Below are 22932 nucleotides of genomic sequence, written 5' to 3'. Positions count from 1 at the left end.
CGTTGATTGCTGACGACAGTTACTTAATCTCCTGAATCGCGTAACGCGAAACATCTACGACGGCACCGGATCGGACTTTGATCTGGACCTTTTCGCCTTCGATGCCTTTGACGGTTCCGTAGATACCGCCGGCGAAAAGAACCTCCTGACCCGGCTTGAGCTCCGTGTGCAGCTCCTTGAAGTACTTCTGCTTCTTCTTCATGTTGATTTGCGACCAGATGGTGTAAATCAAGCCCATGATGACAAGCAGGCCCAAAAGAGCGACCGAGGAACTCAGAACACTGGCTCCGAAATCGGCCATTAGATGCCGTCCTCGTCGCCGAAGATATCCTCTTCCTCGGCACCAGCGACGGAAGCGACCGTCTGGGCGGTGATGCCCGTCTGGCCAACGGTCACGGCCTGCTCGCCAAGCTCGGCGAGCGTGGCGTTGCCGCGGAGGAACAGAAGCTCAATAACCATGGGAAGGTTAGTTCCAGTCAGAATCTCGACGTTGTCGACATCCTGGGCAATCATCATTGCCTGGTTGAACGGGGTACCACCAAGCAGGTCGGTAAAGACGAGCACGCCATCGCACTCCTCGCGCATGGCGGTAATAGCGGCGCGGAGATCCTCACCGTAGGAAGCAGCCTGGTCGCCCTCAAAAGGAACGACGGTAAAAGCGGGCTGGTCGCCAGCGACCATAGCGATAGCGCTTGCGAGGCCGGGTGCGAACTGTCCATGACCGGTAAGAATAAAGCCAACCATTCAAATTTCCCTTCCGAAGGTGTGTACGATCTGAGTCCGATGATGTTCGGAAGCCAACGGGCAATCGCCCTTAAAGCTTCTTGGAAAGCGTTCTTTGAGAACCAGTGGTCTCTCAACTGGTAGTAACCACGTGACGTGTTGTTGTCACTATATCACCACAGAAGAGGTTGCTTTCGTTGATTCATACAGTAAAACGTTTTTGCACCGTTCACGGTAAAAAATCGACCGTTTACCGCTCGTTAACACTTCTACCTGCGGTTTTGAAACCGTATCGAAATACTTTGACGAAAGATCGGAACTTTTTTCGTGTCTAAACAACGCAGGGTGGCTAAAAATGGCGTGTAGAAAAAATGCAGGTCATTGTGAAGATTTGTGAATTGGTCTTTTTGACTTAATACCAGTTAGAACCAGTTTCGATATTATCGGTGAACGGTAGTTTTCGACCGTTCACCGGTTATTTGCAATCGTTTGCAGCCGTTTTCCCATATGAATTAGGGAGACCCGATGAAGCACTTGCGCGGTTGCAGGATATTTCAATACTCGTCCATCTCCCCGCGCGCCAAACTCCCACTCCCTGAATGTGCCATAAGCTCTCGCTATTCGTCGTACAAATATTACTTACTCTATTATGTAATTGTTTATCGTTTGTCGTTAAGCATGTTATAAGATACAAGTATCATCCAAGACATTGGTTGGAGGAGCTATGATCCGCTGGAACGTATCCACATCGAATGAAGCCATCGACCGTGAACAGGCAATAGCCAAACTGAGGAAGCTCACTCGCTACTGCAAATGGGGCACAATCTGCACCATCGTGGCGCTCGCTCTGGGACTCCTCGCAGTCATTGCAATCTACGATCTACTCATATTGCCTAGCCTCTCCCAAGGGTTCTGTCTCCAATCCGTAGAGCTTGAGGCTAGCGAAGGGCCAATTCTCGCTCTCGTCGGCACCAATGAACAGACTCCTCTTATGCTTGTCGCGCACGACGGTCATACTGCCATAGGGAGCGGCATGATGGCATGCCTCGCGCTTGCCATCGCGCTAAGCGCATACAGGTTTTTCTCCGCCATTGAAAAGGCGGGCAGGCCCTTTGACCTCGAATGCATCCGCATACTACGTCAAGTAGGACATTTGTTCCTTATTGGCGGCGTTGCTGTGAAGCTTCTTGGTGCCATAGTCACGGGGCTGATACTCTCAGGATTTGGCGGCAACTTTACGGATGCGCTTGGTGGCCAGCACCTCGACCTCTCTATGGTCTTTGCAGGCCTGATTATTAGCCTGATTGCCAGCGTCTTCCAGTACGGGTGTATCCTGCAAAAACAAGATGACGAGTTGCTCTAGGGGGAATCCATGATTATTCTGCGGCTCGACCGCATGCTTGCCGAACGCAAGATTTCATCCAAAGAGCTTGCGGAACGCGTGGGTATCTCCCAGGTCAATATGTCGCGTATCAAGACGGGCAAGGTTTCTGCCGTGCGCTTTTCAACTCTTGACGCGATATGCCGGGCTCTCGACTGCCAACCGGGCGATGTGCTGGAATATATGCCTGACGATGAAGCCGATAACCTCTTTGGACTTAAAGATGAATAGCCATAATTAAGCCGCCAATCACGCCCTCAACGCAAAAAGCCCGCCAGAACGACGTTCTAGCGGGCTCAATCAGATATTTCGACTTCGTGCTCGAAAGCTCGGGCAACCTTTAAGCAAACAGGCCGTAGATGCTGATGTTGGCCTTGGCGTACAGGCCGTTGGCATACTCGGTCCACTTGGAGCTGGCGCTCGAGGCCTGCGAGGAGTACTGCTGATAGGCGGTGTAATAGGCGGTCATGGCCTGCTTATAGGTGGCACTATCGGCGGTAAAGGCATCGTTAGCGAAGGCCTTAGCGTAGGTGCTGTTCTCGTCCTTCCAGGTGCCCTTCGAGCTATCCCACTCGTCACCGGCAAGGTTGATGATGTAATCGGCGTAATCCTTGCTCGCGGTGTCCTCGTTGCCGTCAGAAGGCTCGGTCGGAGCGGTCGGCATGCTCGCGGAAGCATCGCCCACCTTCTTCTTGTAGAGCTTCTGCAGCGTCGCGGACTGGCGGACGATCTGCTTGGCCTGGTCCTTGGACACGCCATACTGCTTGGCCATGGTGTCGTAGTCCGAGGTGCCGATAGAATCCTCGGCGTACTTCTTCATCTCCTTAGAGGAGACGGTAATGCCCTCGTCCTCGGCAGCATCGAGCAGAATCTTGTTGCGCACGTAAGACAGGATGACGTCGGCAGAGGGGGCGGTGTAGTTGCCGTTACTATCCTTGACGGTATCGAGGCTGTACTGGCTCTCGATGGCCTCGCGCGCGGTGATGTCGCTCTTCTTGCCGCTATAACTATAGCTTGCCACGGTCGAATCGAGCTGGTCCTCGGTCAGGGTCGACGAACCGACGCCCTTGCCGCCAAAGCCGCCATTGCCCATAAAGAAGCCGACCACCGCAGCGATCACGACTGCAACCACAAAGGCGGCAATCATCGTCTTCTTGTGCTTGGATGCATGGTCGTCCGCGTCGGAGTCGTCCTCGTCTTGCTCCTCGGGCATGAGGTTCTCGTCAGCGGCATCTGCGGCGATCTGAGCCTCCAGACGGGCGTCCTCTTCCTCGGCCGTCGTGCCAGCAGCAATGTGCTCGGCAGACGTACCGGCAACCAGGTCGATCTTCTCGTCCTCGTCACCATCGGGGCCTTCGCCGCGCTCGATGATCTGGATGCCGTCGATCTCGTCCTTCTCGTCCTTCTTTTGAATCAGACCCATATCAGTTACTCCTTGTTAGGAAACATAGTCCGCAATAGAATACGCCCGACAGAGCGCCGGGCGTATTGATTCTCAGGTTATACGCAAACACTTAAGTACTATTTAGGCGTTTGCAGTCTGCATGCCTTAGGCCAGGTGCGCGATAACGGCATCGGCAAAGGCCTGCGTGCCCACAGCGCCCTCAACGGAGCCGGTCTGGGCACGACGAACGTCGCCGGTGACCTGCTCACCCTCGTCGAGCGTGGCAGAAACGGCGGCGCGAATACGATTGGCCGCGTCGTTCTCGCCCAGGTGATCGAGCATCATAGCCGCAGACAGAATCTCGGCCGTGGGGTTAGCGATATCCTGGCCAGCGATATCGGGCGCGGAGCCGTGCGTCGCCTCGAAGATGGCGCAGTCGGCACCGATGTTGGAGCCGGGGGCCATCCCTAAGCCGCCCACCAGGCCGGCGCACAGGTCGCTCACAATGTCGCCGTACAGGTTGGGTAGCACCAGGACATCGAAGTCGTTGGGGTTCTGGACCAGGCCCATGCAGGTGGCGTCGACAATCTTGTCGTTGAACTCGATATCGGGATAGTTGGCGGCCACCTCGCGCGCAACGCGCAGGAACAGGCCGTCGGTCGCCTTCATGATGTTGGCCTTGTGCACAGCCGTCACCTTTTTGCGGCCGCAGCGGCGGGCGTACTCAAAGGCGTACTCCACAATGCGGCGGCTCTTGGCGATGGAGATGGGCTTGATCGAGATGGCGGAATCAGCGGCGAAGGTCTTTTGGCCCGAGCGCTCGACGAGCTGCGAGAGTTCCTCGACCTCGGCAGCGCCCTCATCGAACTCGATACCGGCGTAGAGGTCCTCGGTGTTCTCGCGCACGATGACCAGATCGACGTCACGGAAGCGCGAGCCGTCGCCCGGCTGCGACAGGCAAGGGCGCACGCAAGCGTACAGGTCGAAGTGCTTGCGCAGGGCCACGTTGACGCTGCGGAAGCCCGTACCGACCGGTGTGGTGATGGGGCCCTTGATGGCAACCTTAGTCTCGGCAACCGCATCGAGCACGTGCTGGGGCAGCGGCGTGCCAAACTCGTCCATGACGCCGGCGCCGGCCTCCTGGACGTTCCAGTTGATCTGGACACCGGTGGCCTCGACCACGCGGCGCATGGCCTGCGTAATCTCGGGACCGATACCGTCACCGGGAATCAGGACTACATCGTGCGCCATAATCTGTTACTCCTCGTCTTCGGCGTCGTCAGATTTTTTAACGCTAGCACGCTTCTTCTTTTTGGAGAGATCCAGGCCAAAACGTTTAACAAGCATTTCGCAAATCTCGCTCGAGCGAGCCTTGAGATAGCTGCCCTTGCCGTTCTCGGCATCGAACTTAAGACGCAGCGCAAGCTTCTCTGCGACCTCGGCGTCGATCTCGCCCTGGCCAAACTCGTACAGGCAACCGAGCATGTCGCGATACTCAAGGTCGCCGTGGTAGCACTGAATGGCCTCGTCCAGGATGGGCCAAGCCTCGCGCGAACGCTCAACGCTCGTGGCGCCCCACACGCACAGCAGGCGGAAGGCGGCATAGCGCAGCGTGGAGGAAATCTCGTCGAACAGCGCGGTCTCGGCGCCCTCAAAGGCATCGCCCATCTGCTCGGGGCAGGTGGTGGCGAGCGCCGCCAGGGCATCGAGAGCCTCCCAGCGGGTCTGCGCCTCGGGGCGGTCGAGTGCCTCGATCAGCGCGGGCACGCAGGGCACGACGCGTTGCGGGTCGCGCTCGGCCAGCAGATGCAGCACGCGGGCGGCAAACTGGCGGATGCGGCGTGTGGGGCAGCCGAGCTCCTGGACCAGGCGGTCGACGGCGTTCTCGTTCTCCTCTGCCAGCTGAAGCTGTGCCAGCTCCTCGTCGGTGAGCTGTTCGTCTTTGTTTTCTGCCATAGTTACCTCTTCTTACTATTTCTTAGCGTGCTTGCCAACACCCTTGCTGTCATCGGTGACCGAGATGAGCTGTCGGTCTGCCGCACCATTGTGACGCGCGCGGCGGCGCTCCTCGGCGTCGCCCGCATCGGCGGCGGCGCGATGGGCCTTGTTGACATTAAAGACCTCGTCGTGCTTGCGCCACGGGCCAACGGACTCGCCAAAGCTCATCTTAAGACCGGCGATAAAGCCGCCGAGCCAGCCGATCGGCGCAAACTGCACCAGCGGGAACAGCGAGAACACCCAGGTCAGCAGGACGACTGCCGCCGCTCCCGCAAAGTTGGCAATCCAGTAGTCGCGCTTGGTGATGACGCGCTTTTCGCACGCCCACTGGCCGCACAGAAAGCCGATGTAGATCGCAAAGAGAAAGAGCGCCAGCGCAAGCACCACGAACGTCCAGCTCATGGGCGCTACTCCCCGTGATGGTGGCCACAGCAGCACTCGTGGCCGTCGTCATGACCGTGGCCGCCGCAGCACTCGTGGTCCTCGCCGTGATGGTGGCCGCAACCGCACTCATGCTCGTCGCCGTGCTCGCCGTAACCGCAGCCGTCCTCGTGGGCACCGTGCTCCTCGGGGCGATACTGCGACCAGTCCAGACCGGCGGCGATGGCGTCGGCCTCCTCCTTGTAGAGGACCGTGATGGCCTGGGTGCCCAGCTTGGCGCCACCGATAGCGTCGAGCATGTCGTAGAGCGTAAAGGCCACGTCGGCGCCGGGCAGCGCGAGCTCGCGGTCGTCGGCGTAAGCAAGGGCCAGGCGCAGGTCCTTAATGAAGTGCTCGACCATAAAACCGGGCTTGTAGTCGCCGTCGAGCGCCTTGGGAGCCAGGCTCTCCATGGCGCCGGACTTGCCGGTACCGCCCAAGATCATCTGGCGGGTCTTCTCCAGGTCAAGGCCGCTCAGCTCGGCAAATGCCATGGCGTCTGCCATGCCGACCATGCAGGCGCCCAGCGACACCTGGTTGGCGAGCTTGGCAGCCTGGCCCTTGCCGGCGCCATCGAAGCAGCAGATGTTGGCCGCAAAGGTGGCAAGGATATCGCGGACCGGCGCGATGTCGTTCTCGGTGGCGCCCACGATAGCCGTGAGCGTGCCGGCGATGGCGCCCGACTCGCCGCCGGTGACGGGGCAGTCAAACGCCATGCGACCGGAGACTTGAGCGGCCTCGGCAATGTCACGGGCGAGCTCGGGCGAGCTCGTGGTGAGGTCGATCAAGACCGCGCCCGGCTTGGTGCACGCGAGCAGGCCGTCGCCCGCCAGGTAGAGCTCCTCGACCTCGGAGGGATAGCCCACCATGGTAAAGACGACATCGGCGTTCGCCGCGGCATCGGCCGGCGTATCGGCCCAGACGGCGCCGCGCTCAACGAGCGCTGCGGCCTTGGACTTGGTGCGGTTGTTGACCGTGACGGGATAGCCGGCGTCCAGGATGTGGCCGGCGATGGGGGCACCCATGATTCCGGTGCCGATAAATGCGACGGAGAGCTTGTTTGCCATGAAACCTTTCCTTTTGGGTTGGGTGTTATTACCAGGTTGAATACTCGGTGCCAGCGTTTGGGCTGTGAGTTGAGGGCGATTACGGCCGCGTTACTTGCCTACTGGCCGCGCACGCGGCGGGCGATGCGGTCGGAAAGCGAGGCTTTCTCGGCGCGGTTCTTGCCCCAAAACGCAAGTGCCACCATGCCGGGCCCCACGTGCGAGCCGATGGTAGGACCGACGGAACTACGGATAATCGTGACGTCGGCGCAGCCCTCCTCCTTGCGGATGGCGGCTTCGAGCCAGTCGCCGTCCTTCTCGGCATCGGCAGTCATAATGGCGATGGGCATAGTGCGATCGGGCACGTAGTTCTCACGGAACGACTTGAGGATGGACTTGAGCGCCTTCTTGCGGCCGCGGTTGACGCCGATCAGCGACAGCGAGCCGGCAAGGTCGTAGGAGAGCTCGGGCTTGACGTCGAGCTTTGCCGTGAGCTGTGCCGCCGCGGGCGGAATGCGGCCGCCTGCAGCCAGCGCGTCAAAGCTCTCGAGCGTAAAGTAGCCGTGGACATAGGTCTTGGCCTCGTTTGCCCAGTCGACCAGCTGCTTGGCGGTGAGTCCCGCTGAGCGCTGGCGCACGGCCTCGAGCGCCAGGAGCTCGCCGGTCGCGCAGGGCAGAGCGTTGTCGACCACGTACAGCTCAAAGTTGGGATACTCGGCGCGCACGGCGTCCGCCGCCTGGCACGCGGAGTTGTAGCTCGACGACAGCGCCGAGGTAAAGCACAGGTAGACCGTGGGCGTACCCTCTTTGGCGCACTCGGTAAAGAACTCGATATAGCGACCGAGCGACACAGCCGAGGTGGACACGCGGGCACCGGCGCGCATGCGGTCGTAGAACTCCTTGGGTGTGATGCTCGACCAGATGTCATCCGTGCGCTCCTCGCCATCGATAATGAAGGGGAAACCCAAGATATCGACATCGAGGTTCGCGGCGACCTCGGGGCTAAAGTCGCAGCAGGTATCGACGACGATGCGGCAACGGTCCGAATGACCGGCGGATGCGGCCTTGTCCATCAAAGCGACTCCTTACGTAAAAAGGCGGCCACCCGCATGGGATGGCCGCCAACCGTTAACTCATGCAAGTTAACGTATTTTACTCGTCAAGTGTTTCGATGCGGGGCTTGATGATGCCATATCCACCATTCTTACGGTGATACACCACATTGATGAGACCGGTCGTCGCGTTCTCGAACACGTAGAAGTCGTGGCCCAGCAGATCGGTCTGCACCAGCGCCTGCTCCTCAGTCATCGGGGTGACGTCGATAACCTTCTCGCGGACGAGCAGGTCGTCCTCCTCCTCGGGCAGCAGCAGGTCGGCCAGATCCTCGACGCGCTCGACCGGCGCGACATCCGCGGCGCTGGCACCGCCCTGGCGGTTGTCCACGACCTTGGTCTTGAACTTACGCAGCTGGCGGGTGACCTTATCGGCAGAGAGGTCGATGGCGGCGTACATATCTGCACCGTGCTCGGCAACGCGAATTACCGAACCGCGGGCACGAACCGTAACCTCGACGATTGCCGGGTTGGGGTTCGAGGGGTTCTTCTCATAACGAAGTACAACGTCGACCGTCATGGGCTCGATATCGAAAACCTTGAGCGCCTCGCCGATCTTCTCATCCACATGCGCACGCAGAGCATCGGTTACCGTCGTCTTGCGTCCAGAAACCTTGATATCCATACGTGGCTCCAATCTGCCTCGGGGACTTACTGTACTGGCTATGTACCCATTGCCGTGCATTTAATCACGCGGATTCCTAAAGACCCGAATAACGACTGCTTGATACCGCATACCGAAGTCTCGCACTTTTCTGTGGCAAAGTGCGCTATGGAAGAGCGACGGCGACTTTGGTTTTGCACCTAAAAAATGTCTTTGACCTGCTGGTTTTATGGAAACGAAAAAGCCGGGCTCCCCTGTTGGGAGAGCCCGGCGATGCGTGTTGAAACCGTGAAGAGGCGTCCCTCCTAGCGCATAGGAGACGCCACCCCTAGCAATAACTAGCTATTGAGCTTGTTAATGTCGTCGTCGGTGATAGTGCCCTCCTGGCTGGACGATTTATCCTCGGAGGATGCACCATCGCTGCTCGAATCGGAGGATGCGGACTCGCTGGATCCGGTGTCGGTCGGCTGCACGTCGGCGCCCGAGACCGTCTTGGTGGTGAGGTCATAGGGCATCGTGCCGTACCAGACGGAGTGGACCGCCTCGAGCGTGCCATCGACCGTGATACCGTCGAGGGCATCGCTCACGGCACGGCATAGCTCGTCGTTGGCCGCGAGGCCCGCGACGCCGAGCGTCGAGGGCGTCTCGAGCGTGCCGACGTAAGAGACCTGGCTCATCAGGCGCGCAAGGTAGCCGCCGGCCGTGGAGTCGCAGATCACGTAGTCGACCTCGCCGGACTCGAGTGCCTCAAAGCACTCGTTGATGTTGGAGAAGGTCTTTTGGTTGGCCGTGATGCTCTGCTTGGCGAGCGCTTCCTGCGAGGCCGAGGAGGTCTGAACGCCCAGGGTAGCGGTGTTAAGCGTTTCGGTGGAAACGCTCAGCGACTCGCCGTCGCTCGTCTTTCCGAATACTGCCGCAGCGTCGTACAGGCAAGTACCAAGCGTGCTGATGTCATCATCCGTGGAATTGATATCGCCAATGAAGATGTCGGCCTTTTTGTCGCCAAGCACGGAATCAGCAGAAGACGCATCGACGAAGGCAACTTTAAGGCCCATACGGCTTGCAAGGGCGCGGGCAGCGTCGACCGCATACCCCGTGAGCTCGCCGTCGGTGCCCTGCATGGCCTGCGGCGCATCGGAAGTATCGAGGGCGACCGTCAGGGTACCGGGGGTGAACAGGGCATCATCCGACACCGTGGGCGTGACGGTCTCGTACTCGATCTGGTCGATCGTGGGAGTCGTGAACGTAGACAGCGGGTTGAACGCGCATCCGCTCAGACCCAAAACGGCGATGACCGCTGCGGTCCCAGCACCTAACCGAGCCGCGTGCATCAAGCTGCCCCTCACCATGTCCACTACCCTGCCTTCTGTGTCGTATACGATCCGTGCGATGCGCGGAATATCAGATTGTTCCCACCAGCTGACCTGGTATTTGACCCCACACTTGCGCACCGGGGTGTTTGCTCGGGAGGCCGCAGCCACCTTCACGACTGGCCCGCTCGCCCGCGAGGCGGTATTGCCCCAAAGAAAGTAGAACGGACGGTGCGGCTTACATCTAGGACGCGCCATGATCGCGCCGCGCGCACGCGGTCGCTTACGTGGATCCCTTTGACCGCGTCTGTCTTGGACTAGGACGGGCATTTCGTCCGTCCGCAACCACAGCCTGGTAGGAACGTAGCGCATTATAGCTAAGTTCAAGCTAAAGTTTAAGGTTAGGGGCGTCATTCGCATCGCGAGTACAGATTTCGCAGGTCGGAGTGGGCTATTCGTGCCCCTGTGAAGCCCGGAGCTCCCCTATGGGGAGCTCCGGGGCACCCTTCCTAGGGTGCTGTGGCCAAAAAATGGCAAATATGAGTACTGTCACCAATTTAGTAACAGGCAGTTTTAGCCTCTCGGACAGATTTTGCGCTCAGTGTCGCCAACCTGATGCTTAGTTATTCTACATTTGTTTATTATCTTCTTACTTTATGACGCCTCCGAGTCCTAAATTCCTTGATTTTGCTGTTACTGATTTAGTGACAGTACTCATATTTGCCATATTTTGGCCAGGGCATATGATTAACCCCCTATTTTCGACGTGAATTAGACCGGCTTAAGCCCAAAACACGCCCGCAGCGTGTTAAGCAACGCCTCTTGCTTCTTCCTGCGGGCATCGACACGATTCCGGTACCGCTTTCGCATACGCTGGTGCATGCGCCATGCGAGCGCTTCCATCGCTTCCATGTCACAGAGCATTTCGTTGTTGACCGTTGCGACCTCGATTCCCATAGTAATCAAGCCCGTGTTGCGCTTTTCATCATGGATACGTCCCCTCCGAGAGGAATGGCCCAGCTCACCGTTGTATTCCAGATCAAACCGGGCTGTCTCCTGATATGCATCGCAAACTGCATGGGGCATCCCCGAGATTGCCTGCGCACGGTCATCGAACTCGATCTTGTAGTCGGTCTTAAAAGGTCCGCAGGCAAACCCGCCATAGGAAAACGGAAGCGAAAACAGGGCGAGCATGATGCACTCCATGGGCGAGAGCAGGTTTTCCGAAAGATAGGGACACAGACGCAGCAGCTGTTTGGCCACATTCCCCTTGCATGCCGCAAGGTAATCTGCCAGACGATCGGGCATCAGCACCGGCTCGACTTCAAAGTAGCCCACGTCTGCTGGCTGGTCCTTGTCCTTTGTAAGTTTATTCGTAACAGGCGAGGTGTAGGGAGGCAGATACTTCCCGCGGTCGCTCAGTGAAATCTTAGAGCACAGCTCCTGGGCCAGGGCAAACGCCTGGATGCAGCCGACCTCACGCGCAACGGCAACACAAAGGGCCTCGGGAGATAGGCTGTACACCCCCGGTTCCACCTCTAGAATCGAGCCGGCGGGCAACCCGGAACACACGGACCAGCCTACGCCAGGCATGCGGCGGCGCTGCGCCGCAGATCCCACCAACAAGCACAGATCTTCCTGCACCTCGCCACTTTTGGCTCCAATTCGCACCAAGTCAGGAAGATAGATATCCTCGGTCGAGGGCGACGACGTGCGCAGCACACGGCGCTCTTCATCGGGATTAAGGTCCTTCCAGCTGATATAGCCCATCTGCCGGCGCTCGGCGCGCATCATGCGAAGCGCCGAGGCACCTGTTAGGATTACGGAAGCCGCTAGCTGTTCGCCTGTCGGCTCGTTGCGCCGCTCAATCTTCACTGCCACAAAACCACCCCTACCAAACACGTGCGATAGCGAGGCCATCGACTGCCGCAGCGCCGGCGCGCTTGAGTTCCGCCGAAGCCGTGGCCATCGTCGCGCCCGTGGTGATAACGTCATCGATCAGCAGCAGGCGGCGGCCGTGCACGTCCTCAACCGTCTCGTACATGCCTTGGGCACGCTCGCGGCGCTCCTCACGACCGAGTTCGCGCTGGTCGCCATGCCCGTACTTGACGAGAGCATCGAGCAGGGGAACACCCGACAGCTCGCAAAATGGGCGCGCAATAGCCTCCATATGATCAAAACCACGCCGCCGAAACGCTGCCGCCGTCGCAGGCACAAACACCACCGCATCCGCACCGGATAGCACACCTCCTAAGCGTTCGGGCGCTACGACCTGGGCATGCAGGGCGGTGTCGTAAAGCAGCTCCGCCAGATACGGAGCCAGACGTCGCTCGCCCGCATCCTTGTACGCTTTAATGATGCGCGGCAGCGGATGCGCGTAGACGGCGCACGCCAGGCAGCGGTCGAGCGCCTCCGACATTGCCGAGGACGTGCCCTCGACCGAACATTCAGTGCACAGCAAATCCCCAAACGGGGCGCCGCATCGGGTGCAGCTATGACGTGGGTCGATGAGCGTGAGCGCAGCCAGGCAGTCTTGGCAAATAAGCGCACCGGCGCGCTCGCAGCCGGCACATCGTGTTGGCGACAATGCCTCGAGCGCCTCGCGTGCCACCCGCTCGGCAAACGGTAGCAATTCGTCCGCAAACGGTAGGGCGCCGGCACCCTGCAGACGGCTCAATATGTTCAGATGGCTCTTCAAGACACAACCCTCCCTACGTTCGGTCGCAGGGAGGGTTGTTGATTCAGCGCTATGATACCCCGATGCGCTCGGGGCAAGGCGAGCTAAATCCGCTCGCGGGCGTTATTCGCCGGCGGGCGGTTGTGGTGCAGACGAAGACAGGGTCGAGCCCTCGCCACCATCCTGGCGCGGCTTGCGGGAACGGCGACGGCGACGGCGCTTTTGACCCTGGTCGGCCGAGCCCTCGCCACCGCGATCCTCGCGCGGCTCGCGCTCGTCGCGAGCGGCGCCACGCGAAGCCTTGGCAGCAGCCCCCCCGCCATCTCCGGGACGACGGCGCGTGACCTTGACCTCGCCATCCGAGACCTGATCGGCCACGGAGGGCACTGAAGGCTTCTGCTGTGCGCCCGAGGAATGGCGACGGCGCGGACGCGGCGCGCGCTCCTCCTCGCCACGTGACTTGCCGCCCTTGTCGGCAGGCGCATCGGAGGCCGAGGGGCCCTTGGAAGCGGCACCAGCCTCGCGAGCAGCTGCGGCGCGGAAGGCGTCCTCGCGCTCCTCGCTCGACAGATGACGGCGACGACGGCGCGTGGGATTCATGCCACCGCCGCGATTCTGCTGCTGGGGCTGTTGAACCTCGCGCTCGCGAGCGCCGTTCTTGCCGGCGGCTGCGGCCTCGCCGGCATCGGCAGAGCCCGCACGCTTGCGGCGGCGACGGCCGCCAGCGGCCTCCTCGGCCTCAGGCGTTGCGGCATTGCCACGGCCCTTTCCGCGGCCACGACCCTCGCCCTGCCCCTGACCGGCACGGGCATCGGATTCAGCATCGCGACGACGGCGCTTGGGCATCGACGTACCGGCCAGACGGTCGGCACTCGACAGGCCATCGCCCACGTCGACGCCGTTCTCGCGATCGAGTTCCATGAGCGCCAGGCGCATCTCGGGCGACTCGATGCGCTCGAGCACATCGCGCGTCACGCAGTCGGGGCGGCAATTGCAGCCCTGCTCGGCAGCCTTCTTCTTGCAGCCCTCCGAGCAGGTCATATCGGCCAGGTTGACCTTAAAGACCTTGCCGTTCTCCAGGCGCAGCACCAGCTGCTCGCGCGGCGTGTCATATTCCTGAATACGCGCCTTGCCGAGCGGCGTATCGATGAGCGTCTTCTTTTTGGGCGCGCGGCTCTTAAAGTCCTTGTAGGCCTCGAACTCGTAGCGCAGGCAGCACATCAGGCGGCCACACACGCCGCTGATCTTGGAGGAATTGAGCGGCAGGTCCTGCTCTTTTGCCATGCGGATCGAGACGGGCTCAAACTGTCCGCCAAAGCGCGTGCAGCAGAGCTCCTGTCCGCACTGGGCATAGCCGCCCACCAGGCGGGTCTCGTCGCGCACGCCGATCTGGCGCATGTCGACGCGAATGTGCAGCGTCGAGGACAGGTCCTTGACGAGCTGGCGAAAATCGACGCGCTCCTCGGCCGCAAAGTAGAACACGGCCTTCTCGCCGCCAAACAGGTACTCGACGCCGACCGGCTTCATCTCGAGGTCGAGTTCTTTGACCAGACGGCGGAAATCGACCATGGCCTCGTCGCCCTGGATGGCAAGATCGTCGGCAAGCTGCAGGTCAATGTCGCTCGCCACGCGCAGTACGGGCTTGAGCGGCTGACCGATCTCGTCTTGCGGCACCTCGAAGGGATCGGCCGTAACCAAGCCGATCTCGGTTCCGCGCTCGGTGGAGCAAATGGCATAATCGGCCTCGAGGATATCCAGGTCCTGCGGGTCAAACCACAGGTCGCGCGAGGCGTAGGTAAACTTAACGGGTACGACTAACGGCATTTCAGTGCCTTCCTGATATCGAACAGCATGACCTCGATGGCCAGCTGGGGAGTAACGTTTCTGGCGATGTTGCGCTCGGCGGTCGCGACCGCCTCGAGCGCCTGGGTGGCACCCGCAACATTGGTCGCGGCGGCAAGCCGACCGATCGTGTCGCGCACGTCCTCGTTCACCACGTCGGCTGCCTCGTCCTGAAGTGTCAGCAGCACGTCGCGCATGAGCGTCCGCGCGCTCGCCAGCGCTTCCATGATACCCGAACGCTCGCGCGCGTTGAGTTCGCGCTTGTTGCGGTCCTCAAGCTGCTTCAATGCTCCACGCGACAGGTAGTCGGCGTTTTGCTCGAGTACCTTTTCCTGCGTGGACTTGACCTCGGCAAGCGGCGCCTTGACGGCGACGATGAGCGACTTGGCGCGACTGAGCACGTCGGCCTCGTCGGCGGCAATGAGTGAGTCGATGGCACGGACCATCTGACGACGGGCGTCCTGGCGCTCGGCGCTCTTAAGAAACTCGATGCCGCGTGTGGGGCTTCCCGCCACGGCGACCGCCATGCGGCAACGCGCAGGGTCCTGACCGGTGGCGCGGCTCACGGCCTGCGCGGCGACGGCGGGCGATACCAGCCGAAACGGCACGCACTGGCAGCGGCTCACGATGGTGGGCAACATCACGTCTGCCGAGGTGCCCAGCAAGATAAACATAACGCCATCGGGCGGCTCCTCGAGTGTTTTGAGCAGTGCGTTGGCGGTGTTAGCGCGCAGCTGCTCGGCACGGTCGATGATGTAGACCTTGGCCTTGGCGCGAATGGGCGCCAGAGGCACGTCATCGAGCAGCTCGCGGGTCTGGGCAATGAGGTAACCCGTGGCGCTCTCGGGCGTGTAATAGTGCACGTCGGGGTGCGTATGGCGGGCGACGCGCACGCAGCTATCGCATGAGCCGCAGCCATCCTGCTCGCACAGGAAGGCTTGGGCGAGCGCCCACGCGGCGTCGAGCTTGCCCGCGCCGGGAGCGCCCAAAAACAGGTAGGCGTGCGATGCGCGACCGCTAGCGACGGCATTGGTCAAAAAGTCACGCACGCGCTCTTGGGTGTCGAGCTTGGTCAGCAGGCTTGCCTGAGCAGGGGCCATGTTACTCGGCCTCCTTGGCAAGCGCGGCGGCGACGGCTTCCTGCGGAATGTCGAGACCGTACGCGCGAACCTGCTCGACCGTCTTCTCGAAGACTTCCTCGACGGTCGTAGTGGCGTCGATGAGCTTTACGCGGTCTGGCTCCTCGGCAGCAATTGCGCAAAACCCCTCGTAGACACGCTCCTGGAATGCCATGCCCTTAGCCTCCATGCGATCTGCCGCGCCACGGGCTGCCATGCGCAGCGCCGCCTGCTCGGGCGTGATGTGGTAGACGAGTGTGAGCGCCGGGTGCGTTCCCGCGACGGCCAGGTTGTTGGCGTCGCGCACCATCTGGCGGTCGAGCCCATCGGCAAATGCCTGGTAGCAGGTCGTGGAATCGTAGAAGCGATCGCACAGGACCACCTTGCCGGCAGCGAGGGCGGGCGCGATGACCTCGTGCACCAGCTGGGCACGCGCAGCCTCGTAGAGCAACAGCTCGCAGGTATCGCCCATCGTCGTGTTGGCAGGGTCGAGCAGCAGGGCGCGAATCTTTTCGCTGATGGCAGTGCCGCCCGGCTCGCGCAGGCTCACAACCTGATAGCCAGCGAGTTCGAGCGCGCGGGCAAGCAGGCGCGCCTGCGTGGACTTGCCGGCGCCATCGACGCCCTCGAGCGTAATGAAGCTATGTTGAGCGGGCTCAAAAGCCATGGGCGCAGCCCCTTCCTACAAGGCGCGTAAATGCAGATATATCAACCAAGCCATGATACCCCAGCGTCCGGTGCACCCCAAATCCGACCTAGTCGTTTGGGGCGGCAGTTGGGGACGTTCCTAAACTGCCGGCACAGACGATATGAGCAGGACATAAAACATTGAGAGCCCCTGCTGCATGAAAGACCGCGGATTAGGCCGACAATGGTGAGTGTCTAATTCAGCCGCGGCGGCCACGCCGCATTCATGGAAGGGGCTCCCATGCTCGATACTACCACCTTCGTCGGCCTCGACGTCCACGCCCGCTCGATAAAGGCCGTCTCCCTCGACGTCATGACCGGGGAGGTGCGCTGCGCGACCTTCGGCTACGACGCCGGCGCCGTCGCGGAGTGGGTCCGCTCCGTGGACCCCGGGGCCAGGTGCGTGTACGAGTCCGGGGTCACGGGCTTCGACCTGCAGAAGAGGCTCTCCGGCCTGGGGGTCGACTGCGTGGTCGGCGCCGTCTCGAAGATGATCAAGCCCAGCGCGGACAGGCGCAGGAAGAACGACCGCAACGACGCCGAGTTCCTCGCCCGCATGCTGTCGGTCGGCAACGTGGTCGAGGTGTGGGTCCCCGACGACGAGTGCGAGGCCGCCCGCGACCTGACCAGGGCGCTCGAGGACGCGAGGGACGACCTCTCGCGCTCGAAGCAGCGGCTCTCCAAGTTCCTGCTAAGGCACGGGCTCGTCTTCGGCGAGAGGACGCCCACCGGCCGCAGGAAGGGCAACTGGACCCGGGCGCACTGGTCCTGGATCGAGTCGATTAGGTTCGCGGAGGGGGCCGACAACGACGCGCTCGCCTACTACGTCGACGCGGTCAGGCGGGCGGCGGAGGAGAAGGCGAGGCTCGAGGGGCTCGTCGAGGCCGAGGCCCGCAAGCCCAGGTGGCGGAAGAGGGTCGACTCCCTGCGCTGCCTCAAGGGCGTCGACACCGCTTCCGCCGCCGACCTCGTGTTCGAGGCCGGCGAGTTCTCGAGGTTCAGGAACGCCCGCTCGTTCGCGGCATGGGTCGGCCTGACGCCCTCCGAGCACTCCAGCGGGGAGAGCGACCGCAGGGGCGCGATCACCAAGGCCGGCAACAAGCACCTGAGGAAGACGCTGGTCGAGGCCGCGTGGCACTACCTGACGTGCTCGGGGCGGCCGAAGGACCTCGCCAAGGGCCAGGCCCCGGACCGGGGCGCCCGGAGGCATGCCGCCAAGGGCGTGCGGAGGCTGGTCGAGAGGCGGGAGGCGCTGCTCGCGCGCGGGGTCCACGGCAGCAAGGCGAACGTCGCCACGGCGCGCGAGCTCGCCTGCTGGGTGTGGGCGGTCGGCCTCATGGCCGAGGGGGCGTAGGGGGGCGGTCCCCCGCACATAAGCCAGTCACCCCGGAAGCGGTTCGATCCGAAGCCGTTGAGGCGAACCTCAGGTCCCTTTTCTGCGAGCGCCCAGGGCGCCACACGCGTGCACAGACTGTCGGTTCGACGTAGAAGCCTCAGCCGTAGCAACGGATTGCCCAGCGAGAGATCGCCACGGGCGGATATTAAACTGCAAAGACGAGCGTCGGTAAGACACGCCGAGGTCGCCGCGGACGGGTTGATATAGGGAGAGGGCCTGACCCCATATCGTTGGGGCCAGGCCCGATTTTGCCTCTTGACAATGTCCTGCTCATATTAAAAGGAACGTCCCCAACTGCCGGCTTTTTTGTACGCTGGGTATAATCGTCGTATTGCATTGAAATGTGGCGAAAGGAGTGGCAATGTCTCGGTATTGCGCCTCGTGCGGCAAGCGTCTTGCAGATGATGCCAAGTTCTGCACCTCGTGCGGTGCACCCGTTGAGCAAACAGCCGCGAGCGATAGCCAGCCCGCTTTTGAGCAGACCGGCTCCCTTGATGCGCCGCAAGCCAAGGCGGACGACCCCCTCGCCTATAGCCCCGACCCCGCCGCAAGGACCGAGGCCGTCGAGACCACGCAGCGCATACCCGTCGCGAGCGGCTCGCCCCAACAGCAGCCGGCTCCCGCATACGCGCCCGCTTCGCCACAGACCCCCGCTTCCAAAAAGAGCGGCACCGGGCCGCTTATCGCCGTTATCGTTGTGCTGGTGGCGATCATCATCGCCCTGGTCATTTTCTTTGTGATCAAGCCTTTCGACAACGCCGGTACGCAGACGACCGCCGAGGTTACCAAGCTGCACCACGATGTTGACGATGATGACCTTGAGCCTCTCGGCGATCCCAATAGCCTTTACGACGATGACGATGATGACGACGAGGATGGCGGCGAAGCAACGCTCTCTGAGCAGAACCTCTACCGCCGCCTGAGCGAATACTACGACCTGCTCGAAGATCTCGACAGCCAGGTCCGTGGCTGCGCGCAGAACTTCAACGGCAACTATCTGGAAGAGGATCGAACCACCCGTCAAAATCTCGCCGACGTCGCCGAGCGCACGGAGGACACCATCGAGCAGTATTACGACATCGTCGAGGACCTGGACGTCCCGACGAGCTCCAAGAACTACAGCTCCTGGAAGGACATCATCGCCCTGTACGACGACCTGGATCACCGCATTGACGCAATCTGTGATGCCTGGGAGATCAGCCTGAAATACGCCAAGCCTGCGGACCACAAGAATGAGATCGTGGCGCCGCTGTCGCGCGACAACGTGGCGGGCACCAATGACAATAAGTACCGCCTAGACTTTGAGGAGCGCTATCCCGGCGCCAAGCCTGTCGAGGTGAACTAGCGCTTTGTCGTTCCCGAGCCGGCAGTTAGGGACGTTCCTAAACTGCCGGCAGAAAAAGAACATCCCTAACTGCCGGTCAAAAAAACGAGCGAGGATCGCGGGGTCCTCGCTCGTTTTTTTGGGCAATGTTTCGACTGCGCCGTTACTTGTCGGCGGCTGTTTTCTTGGCAGTCGACTTCTTCGCGGTCGTCTTCTTGGCGGCAGTGGCTTTCTTAGCCGTCGTCTTCTTGGCCGCCGTCGTCTTCTTTGCCGTGCTCGCCTTGGTTGTGGTCTTGCGACCGCGGGCGGGCTTCTTCTCCTTGGTCGGGCAGTCCATGTTGACGCAGATACGCCACGGACCGCGCGCCGTGTTGACCACCACGATGGGGGCGCCGCACTCGGGACAGGTCTCGCCCGTCGCCTCGAGCTTGCCACGCGCCGGCAGCGGATAGCTCACGCCGCAGTCATCGTAGTTGGTGCAGCGGATAAAGCGCTTGCCGCTCTTCTCGCTCTTGTGCGCGATCAGGTCGCCATGGCGTCCGGCCTCGGCACACACCTTGCACTCGCCCACCTTAAGGTCGGGCTCGTAGTTGGTGGGGCACGTCGGGTTCACGCAGATCTCGAAAGCCTTCTGGCGGAACGGCTGACACTTAATGCGCGGCGCACCGCATTCGGGGCACACGGCGGCCTCGCCCTCGAGCGGGCTCACCTTGACGCCGCTCGGCACCGGATAGGTCACGTCGCAGTCGGGCCAGCCCATGCAGCCGATAAAGCTGCCGCGGGTCTTGGCGCTCGTCTTCATAACCAGGTCCTTGCCGCACTTGGGGCAGGCGCCCACGCGCGCATCGGCCGTGACGGCGTCGCTGATGGCATCGCCCAGCTCCTGCGTATGCTTGAGCAGCTCGTCGAGCACGCCGGCCAGCAGCGCACGCGAGTGCGTCACGACATGCTCTTCGGTGTCCTCGCCGCGCTCCACGCGGGTCATGTCGCCGTCGAGCTCGCTGGTCATATCGGGGCTCGTGATGCGCGGGGCAAACTGCGTCAGCGCGTCGATGATGGCGATGCCCAGCTGGCTCGGCTCAACGGGATCATTTTTGAGATAGCGCACGGCATACAGGCGCTCGATGATGCTCGCGCGCGTGGACTTGGTGCCCAGGCCACGCTTCTCCATCTCCTGCACGAGCTTGCCCTGGCTGTAGCGCGCGGGCGGCTCGGTCTGCTTGGCCTCGAGCTTAATGTCGAACACGTCGACCGTATCGCCCTGCTCAAGCGGCGGCATCTGCTCGTCGCGCTTGAGCCCGTACGGGTACGCCTCGCGGAAGCCCGGGGTCACGAGCACGTCGCCCGAGGCCACGAACGGCTCGCCGCTCACGTCGAGCTCGAGCTTGGTGTTCTCGATGGTCGCGGGACCCATAAGCGTCGCCAGGAAGCGGCGGGCGATGAGGTCGTAGAGCTTACGCTGGCCGCCATCGAGCGTGGACGGATCGCCTTCGCCCGTGGGGTAGATGGGCGGGTGGTCGGTGGTCTCGACCTTGCCGCGCGTGGGCTTCATGGGGCCGGCGAGTACCTTTTTGCACACGGGCGCCAGCGCCGGGTTGATCTTTGCCAGGTCGCTCACCACGGCGCCCAGATCGAGCGTCGCAGGGTACACGGTGTTGTCGACACGCGGATAGCTGATGAGGCCCGCCATGTAGAGGGACTCGGCGATGCGCATCGTACGCGCAGGCGAGATGCCCTCGGCCGCGGCGGCAGCCTGCAGCGAGGTCGTCGCGAACGGCGTGGGCGGCTGCTGCTTGCGGGAGCGCCTGGTCACCGCGGCGACGGTCGCCGTCGTAGCGCCGTCGACGTGGCCGTACGCCGTCTCGGCAGCATCTTTATCGGTAAAACGCGCCGTCTTGTGCGCAATTTTAAAGCGGTCGTCCTCGGCAGCACCCTGCGCGGCACCCATGCCGCGAATCTGCCAATAGTCCTCGGGCACAAACGCCATGCGCTCGCGTTCGCGCTCGACCACCAGGGCGAGCGTCGGCGTCTGCACGCGGCCGGCGGAGCGCACGTTGCCAAAGCCGCCAAACTTGGCGAGCGTCAGGTAACGCGTGAGCACCGCGCCCCAAATGAGGTCGATGTGCTGGCGGCTCTCGCCGGCGTCGGCCAGATTCTGGTCGAGCGAGACAAGATTATCGAAGGCCTGCGTGATCTCGGCCTTGGTAAACGAAGAATACTGGGCGCGGGCGACCGGCAAGTCCGGCGCGACCTCGCGCACCTTGTTGAGGGCGTCCGAGCCGATCAGCTCACCCTCGCGATCGAAGTCAGTGGCGATGATGACGCTGTCGGACTTTTTGGCGAGGTTCTTGAGCGAGCGAATGAGCTCTTTCTCTGCCGGCAGCTTAATGACGGGCGCCCAGGTGAGATAGGGCAGGCTCTCGAGCTTCCAGCCCTTGATGGAGATACCGTCGGCAAGAAACGGCTTGCGCTTGGTGTCGTAGGGCGGACGAGCCAGGCCATCGGGCATGTCGGCCGGCAGCATCTCGCCGTCCTCGGTGACCGAATACCAGCCCAGCTTTTTATCGAACAGCACGCTGTCGCAAAAATCGGGCGCAAGGATGTGACCGGCAAGGCCGATCGTCACGCACTCCTCGCCCTTCCACTCAAAACGGTAGATGGCGGTGTTGTACACCTTGTCCTTTTTGGGCTTGCCCGTGGACAGACGCTCGGCGATCTGACGCGCGGCGTCGTTTTTCTCGGCGATGATGAGCTTCAAAAGAGGCTCCTATCTCGTATCTCTGCGGCTACGCCCGCCCGTATGGCGGCCGACTTACGCCCTTGCTTGCTCAATCTGCCCGATGAGCCAATCGCACCAGGCATCCATGCCCTCGCCCTTGCGCGCGCTCACGGCAAACCGCGGCGCTTGCGGATTGAGGTCATCGAGTGTCTTAGTATACCTATCCATGTCAAAATCGAAAGCCGGAGCCACGTCGACCTTGTTGAGCAGCTGCGCGCCGGCGTGTTGGAAGATGCCCGGGTACTTGATGGGCTTGTCGTCGCCCTCGGGCACCGAGAGAATCATGATGGACAGGTTCTCGCCCAGGTCAAAGTCGACCGGGCAGACCAGGTTACCCACGTTTTCGATAAAGATGACGTCGATGTTCTCCAGACCGACGGCCTGGTCGAAGGCGTCGACGGCCTCCATGATCATGTTGCCCTCGAGGTGGCACAGGCCGCCCGTGTTGATCTGGATGGCGGGCATGCCGGCTTCCTTCATGGTGATGGCGTCGACATCCGAGGCGATATCGCCCTCGATGACGGCACAGCGCAGGCCGGCTTTGTCACGCAGGCGCTCGTTGGTGCCCAGAATCGTGGTGGTCTTACCCGAGCCGGGGCTCGACAGCACATTGATCACGTAGGTGTTCGTCTGCTCAAATCGCTGACGCAGCTGATCTGCCAGGCGCTCGTTGCGCGACAGAATCGGCGACGCAATATCAATCGTTTTCTCGGCCATACTTAGCGCTCCTTACTTTGGCCCCTTTATACCCCATCACCAGATGGCTAGCGGGCTAATCGTCGGGGGTTTCGATTTCGATACTTGCGATATCGAGCTCGCGGCCGTGCAGTAGGCGCACGTTGGCACCACCACACTGGGGACAGCGACAGTGGAAGCGATCGTGGTCGAAAACCTCGCCGCAGTCCAGACACTCGCTTTGTGGATGGACCTCCTCCACGGCAAGCTCGCAGCCGCGCGTGAGCGGGTCATCGTCGCGAAACGTCTCCCACGCAAAGTCGAGCGCCTCGCGCACAACTTCGGTCATATCCCCGATACGCAGCGTTACCAAAACGGCGCGCGAGGCCCCCGCCCCACGCGCCGCGCGAATCACTGTATCGAGTATGCCGTTGACAATGCCAACCTCGTGCATAC

Annotated in this window: 22 protein-coding genes; 4 read left to right on the top strand and 18 right to left on the bottom strand. The window is 61.6% G+C overall.

Translation table 11 applies throughout. The annotated features are described in order from the left end of the window. Window positions 1–19 precede the first annotated feature (19 nt). Both yajC and DWZ52_RS03500 read right to left on the bottom strand, forming a co-directional pair. Window positions 20–301, bottom strand: a complete 282-nt coding sequence (gene yajC, locus DWZ52_RS03505; RefSeq protein WP_117583566.1) for a preprotein translocase subunit YajC — start codon at window positions 299–301, stop codon at window positions 20–22. Continuing rightward, the gene (locus DWZ52_RS03500) at window positions 301–744 is read right to left on the bottom strand and encodes a PTS fructose transporter subunit IIA (RefSeq protein WP_117564748.1); all 444 of its coding nucleotides are present in this window, start codon (window positions 742–744) and stop codon (window positions 301–303) included. Before DWZ52_RS03500 ends, yajC begins: the two co-directional genes overlap by 1 nt. A gap of 703 nt (window positions 745–1447) precedes the next feature. Between DWZ52_RS03500 and DWZ52_RS03495 the strand changes: the two genes are divergently transcribed. Then, the gene (locus DWZ52_RS03495) at window positions 1448–2086 is read left to right on the top strand and encodes a DUF2975 domain-containing protein (protein ID WP_118384913.1); all 639 of its coding nucleotides are present in this window, start codon (window positions 1448–1450) and stop codon (window positions 2084–2086) included. A 9-nt stretch (window positions 2087–2095) separates the two neighbouring features. Next, window positions 2096–2335 carry a helix-turn-helix transcriptional regulator gene (locus DWZ52_RS03490; RefSeq protein ID WP_117637057.1) on the top strand — a complete coding sequence of 80 codons (240 nt, stop codon included), beginning with the start codon at window positions 2096–2098 and terminating at the stop codon, window positions 2333–2335. A gap of 109 nt (window positions 2336–2444) precedes the next feature. Here the strand turns inward: DWZ52_RS03490 and DWZ52_RS03485 are convergent, their stop codons facing one another. From DWZ52_RS03485 to tmk, 13 genes are all read right to left on the bottom strand, one after another. Further along, complete coding sequence (locus tag DWZ52_RS03485; RefSeq protein WP_117637058.1) at window positions 2445–3527, bottom strand: hypothetical protein; 1083 nt, start codon at window positions 3525–3527, stop codon at window positions 2445–2447. Between the two features lie 126 nt (window positions 3528–3653). After that, entirely contained in the window at window positions 3654–4739 is a 1086-nt protein-coding gene (locus tag DWZ52_RS03480; protein ID WP_022094615.1) for an isocitrate/isopropylmalate dehydrogenase family protein, read from the bottom strand. A 6-nt stretch (window positions 4740–4745) separates the two neighbouring features. Further along, window positions 4746–5444, bottom strand: coding sequence for a hypothetical protein (locus DWZ52_RS03475; RefSeq protein WP_118066265.1), 699 nt, complete (start codon window positions 5442–5444; stop codon window positions 4746–4748). 15 nt (window positions 5445–5459) lie between these two features. Then, window positions 5460–5888 (bottom strand): hypothetical protein, encoded by a 429-nt coding sequence (locus DWZ52_RS03470; RefSeq protein ID WP_117640374.1) that lies wholly within the window; start codon window positions 5886–5888, stop codon window positions 5460–5462. Between the two features lie 5 nt (window positions 5889–5893). After that, on the bottom strand, window positions 5894–6973 hold the full coding sequence (locus tag DWZ52_RS03465) for an NAD(P)-dependent oxidoreductase (protein WP_118384912.1): 1080 nt from the start codon (window positions 6971–6973) through the stop codon (window positions 5894–5896). 98 nt (window positions 6974–7071) lie between these two features. Next, the gene (locus tag DWZ52_RS03460; RefSeq protein WP_117820898.1) at window positions 7072–8025 is read right to left on the bottom strand and encodes a DegV family protein; all 954 of its coding nucleotides are present in this window, start codon (window positions 8023–8025) and stop codon (window positions 7072–7074) included. A 79-nt stretch (window positions 8026–8104) separates the two neighbouring features. After that, on the bottom strand, window positions 8105–8689 hold the full coding sequence (gene hpf / locus DWZ52_RS03455) for a ribosome hibernation-promoting factor, HPF/YfiA family (RefSeq protein ID WP_035137685.1): 585 nt from the start codon (window positions 8687–8689) through the stop codon (window positions 8105–8107). A 317-nt stretch (window positions 8690–9006) separates the two neighbouring features. After that, a complete protein-coding gene (locus DWZ52_RS03450) occupies window positions 9007–10017 on the bottom strand; it encodes an ABC transporter substrate-binding protein (protein ID WP_233547255.1) in 1011 nt (336 codons plus the stop codon). A gap of 732 nt (window positions 10018–10749) precedes the next feature. After that, window positions 10750–11859 (bottom strand): hypothetical protein, encoded by a 1110-nt coding sequence (locus tag DWZ52_RS03445; protein WP_147352141.1) that lies wholly within the window; start codon window positions 11857–11859, stop codon window positions 10750–10752. A 10-nt stretch (window positions 11860–11869) separates the two neighbouring features. Continuing rightward, complete coding sequence (locus tag DWZ52_RS03440) at window positions 11870–12676, bottom strand: double zinc ribbon domain-containing protein (protein ID WP_233547253.1); 807 nt, start codon at window positions 12674–12676, stop codon at window positions 11870–11872. 102 nt (window positions 12677–12778) lie between these two features. Next, a complete protein-coding gene (locus DWZ52_RS03435; RefSeq protein ID WP_118384909.1) occupies window positions 12779–14479 on the bottom strand; it encodes a regulatory iron-sulfur-containing complex subunit RicT in 1701 nt (566 codons plus the stop codon). Then, the gene (locus DWZ52_RS03430; RefSeq protein ID WP_117843171.1) at window positions 14470–15597 is read right to left on the bottom strand and encodes an ATP-binding protein; all 1128 of its coding nucleotides are present in this window, start codon (window positions 15595–15597) and stop codon (window positions 14470–14472) included. The genes DWZ52_RS03435 and DWZ52_RS03430 overlap by 10 nt, the downstream gene beginning before the upstream one ends. A 1-nt stretch (window position 15598) precedes the next feature. Further along, on the bottom strand, window positions 15599–16282 hold the full coding sequence (gene tmk, locus DWZ52_RS03425) for a dTMP kinase (protein ID WP_117799792.1): 684 nt from the start codon (window positions 16280–16282) through the stop codon (window positions 15599–15601). Window positions 16283–16543: 261 nt separating this feature from the next. Here tmk and DWZ52_RS03420 point away from each other — a divergent pair, with 261 nt between their 5' ends. Beyond that, window positions 16544–17656: an IS110 family transposase gene (locus DWZ52_RS03420; RefSeq protein WP_233524983.1), complete on the top strand. Its 1113-nt coding sequence runs from the start codon at window positions 16544–16546 to the stop codon at window positions 17654–17656. A 403-nt stretch (window positions 17657–18059) separates the two neighbouring features. Beyond that, a complete protein-coding gene (locus DWZ52_RS03415; protein ID WP_089572419.1) occupies window positions 18060–19043 on the top strand; it encodes a zinc-ribbon domain-containing protein in 984 nt (327 codons plus the stop codon). A 142-nt stretch (window positions 19044–19185) separates the two neighbouring features. On the opposite strand, the gene DWZ52_RS03410 is transcribed toward DWZ52_RS03415, so the two are convergent. Genes DWZ52_RS03410 through hypA form a run of 3 tightly spaced genes read right to left on the bottom strand, consistent with a single transcriptional unit; the run spans window position 19186 to window position 22930 of the window. Then, a complete protein-coding gene (locus tag DWZ52_RS03410) occupies window positions 19186–21780 on the bottom strand; it encodes a DNA topoisomerase I (RefSeq protein WP_118384908.1) in 2595 nt (864 codons plus the stop codon). Window positions 21781–21834: 54 nt separating this feature from the next. Further along, the gene (hypB, locus tag DWZ52_RS03405; RefSeq protein ID WP_117640380.1) at window positions 21835–22518 is read right to left on the bottom strand and encodes a hydrogenase nickel incorporation protein HypB; all 684 of its coding nucleotides are present in this window, start codon (window positions 22516–22518) and stop codon (window positions 21835–21837) included. A gap of 55 nt (window positions 22519–22573) precedes the next feature. Continuing rightward, window positions 22574–22930 carry a hydrogenase maturation nickel metallochaperone HypA gene (hypA, locus tag DWZ52_RS03400; protein WP_117640381.1) on the bottom strand — a complete coding sequence of 119 codons (357 nt, stop codon included), beginning with the start codon at window positions 22928–22930 and terminating at the stop codon, window positions 22574–22576. Between the last annotated feature and the right edge of the window lie 2 nt (window positions 22931–22932).

The sequence above is a fragment of the Collinsella sp. AF33-16 genome (genome assembly GCF_003475325.1).
In the GTDB taxonomy this organism is placed as follows: Bacteria; Actinomycetota; Coriobacteriia; order Coriobacteriales; family Coriobacteriaceae; genus Collinsella.
This window is presented reverse-complemented; position numbering and strand designations above follow the sequence as displayed.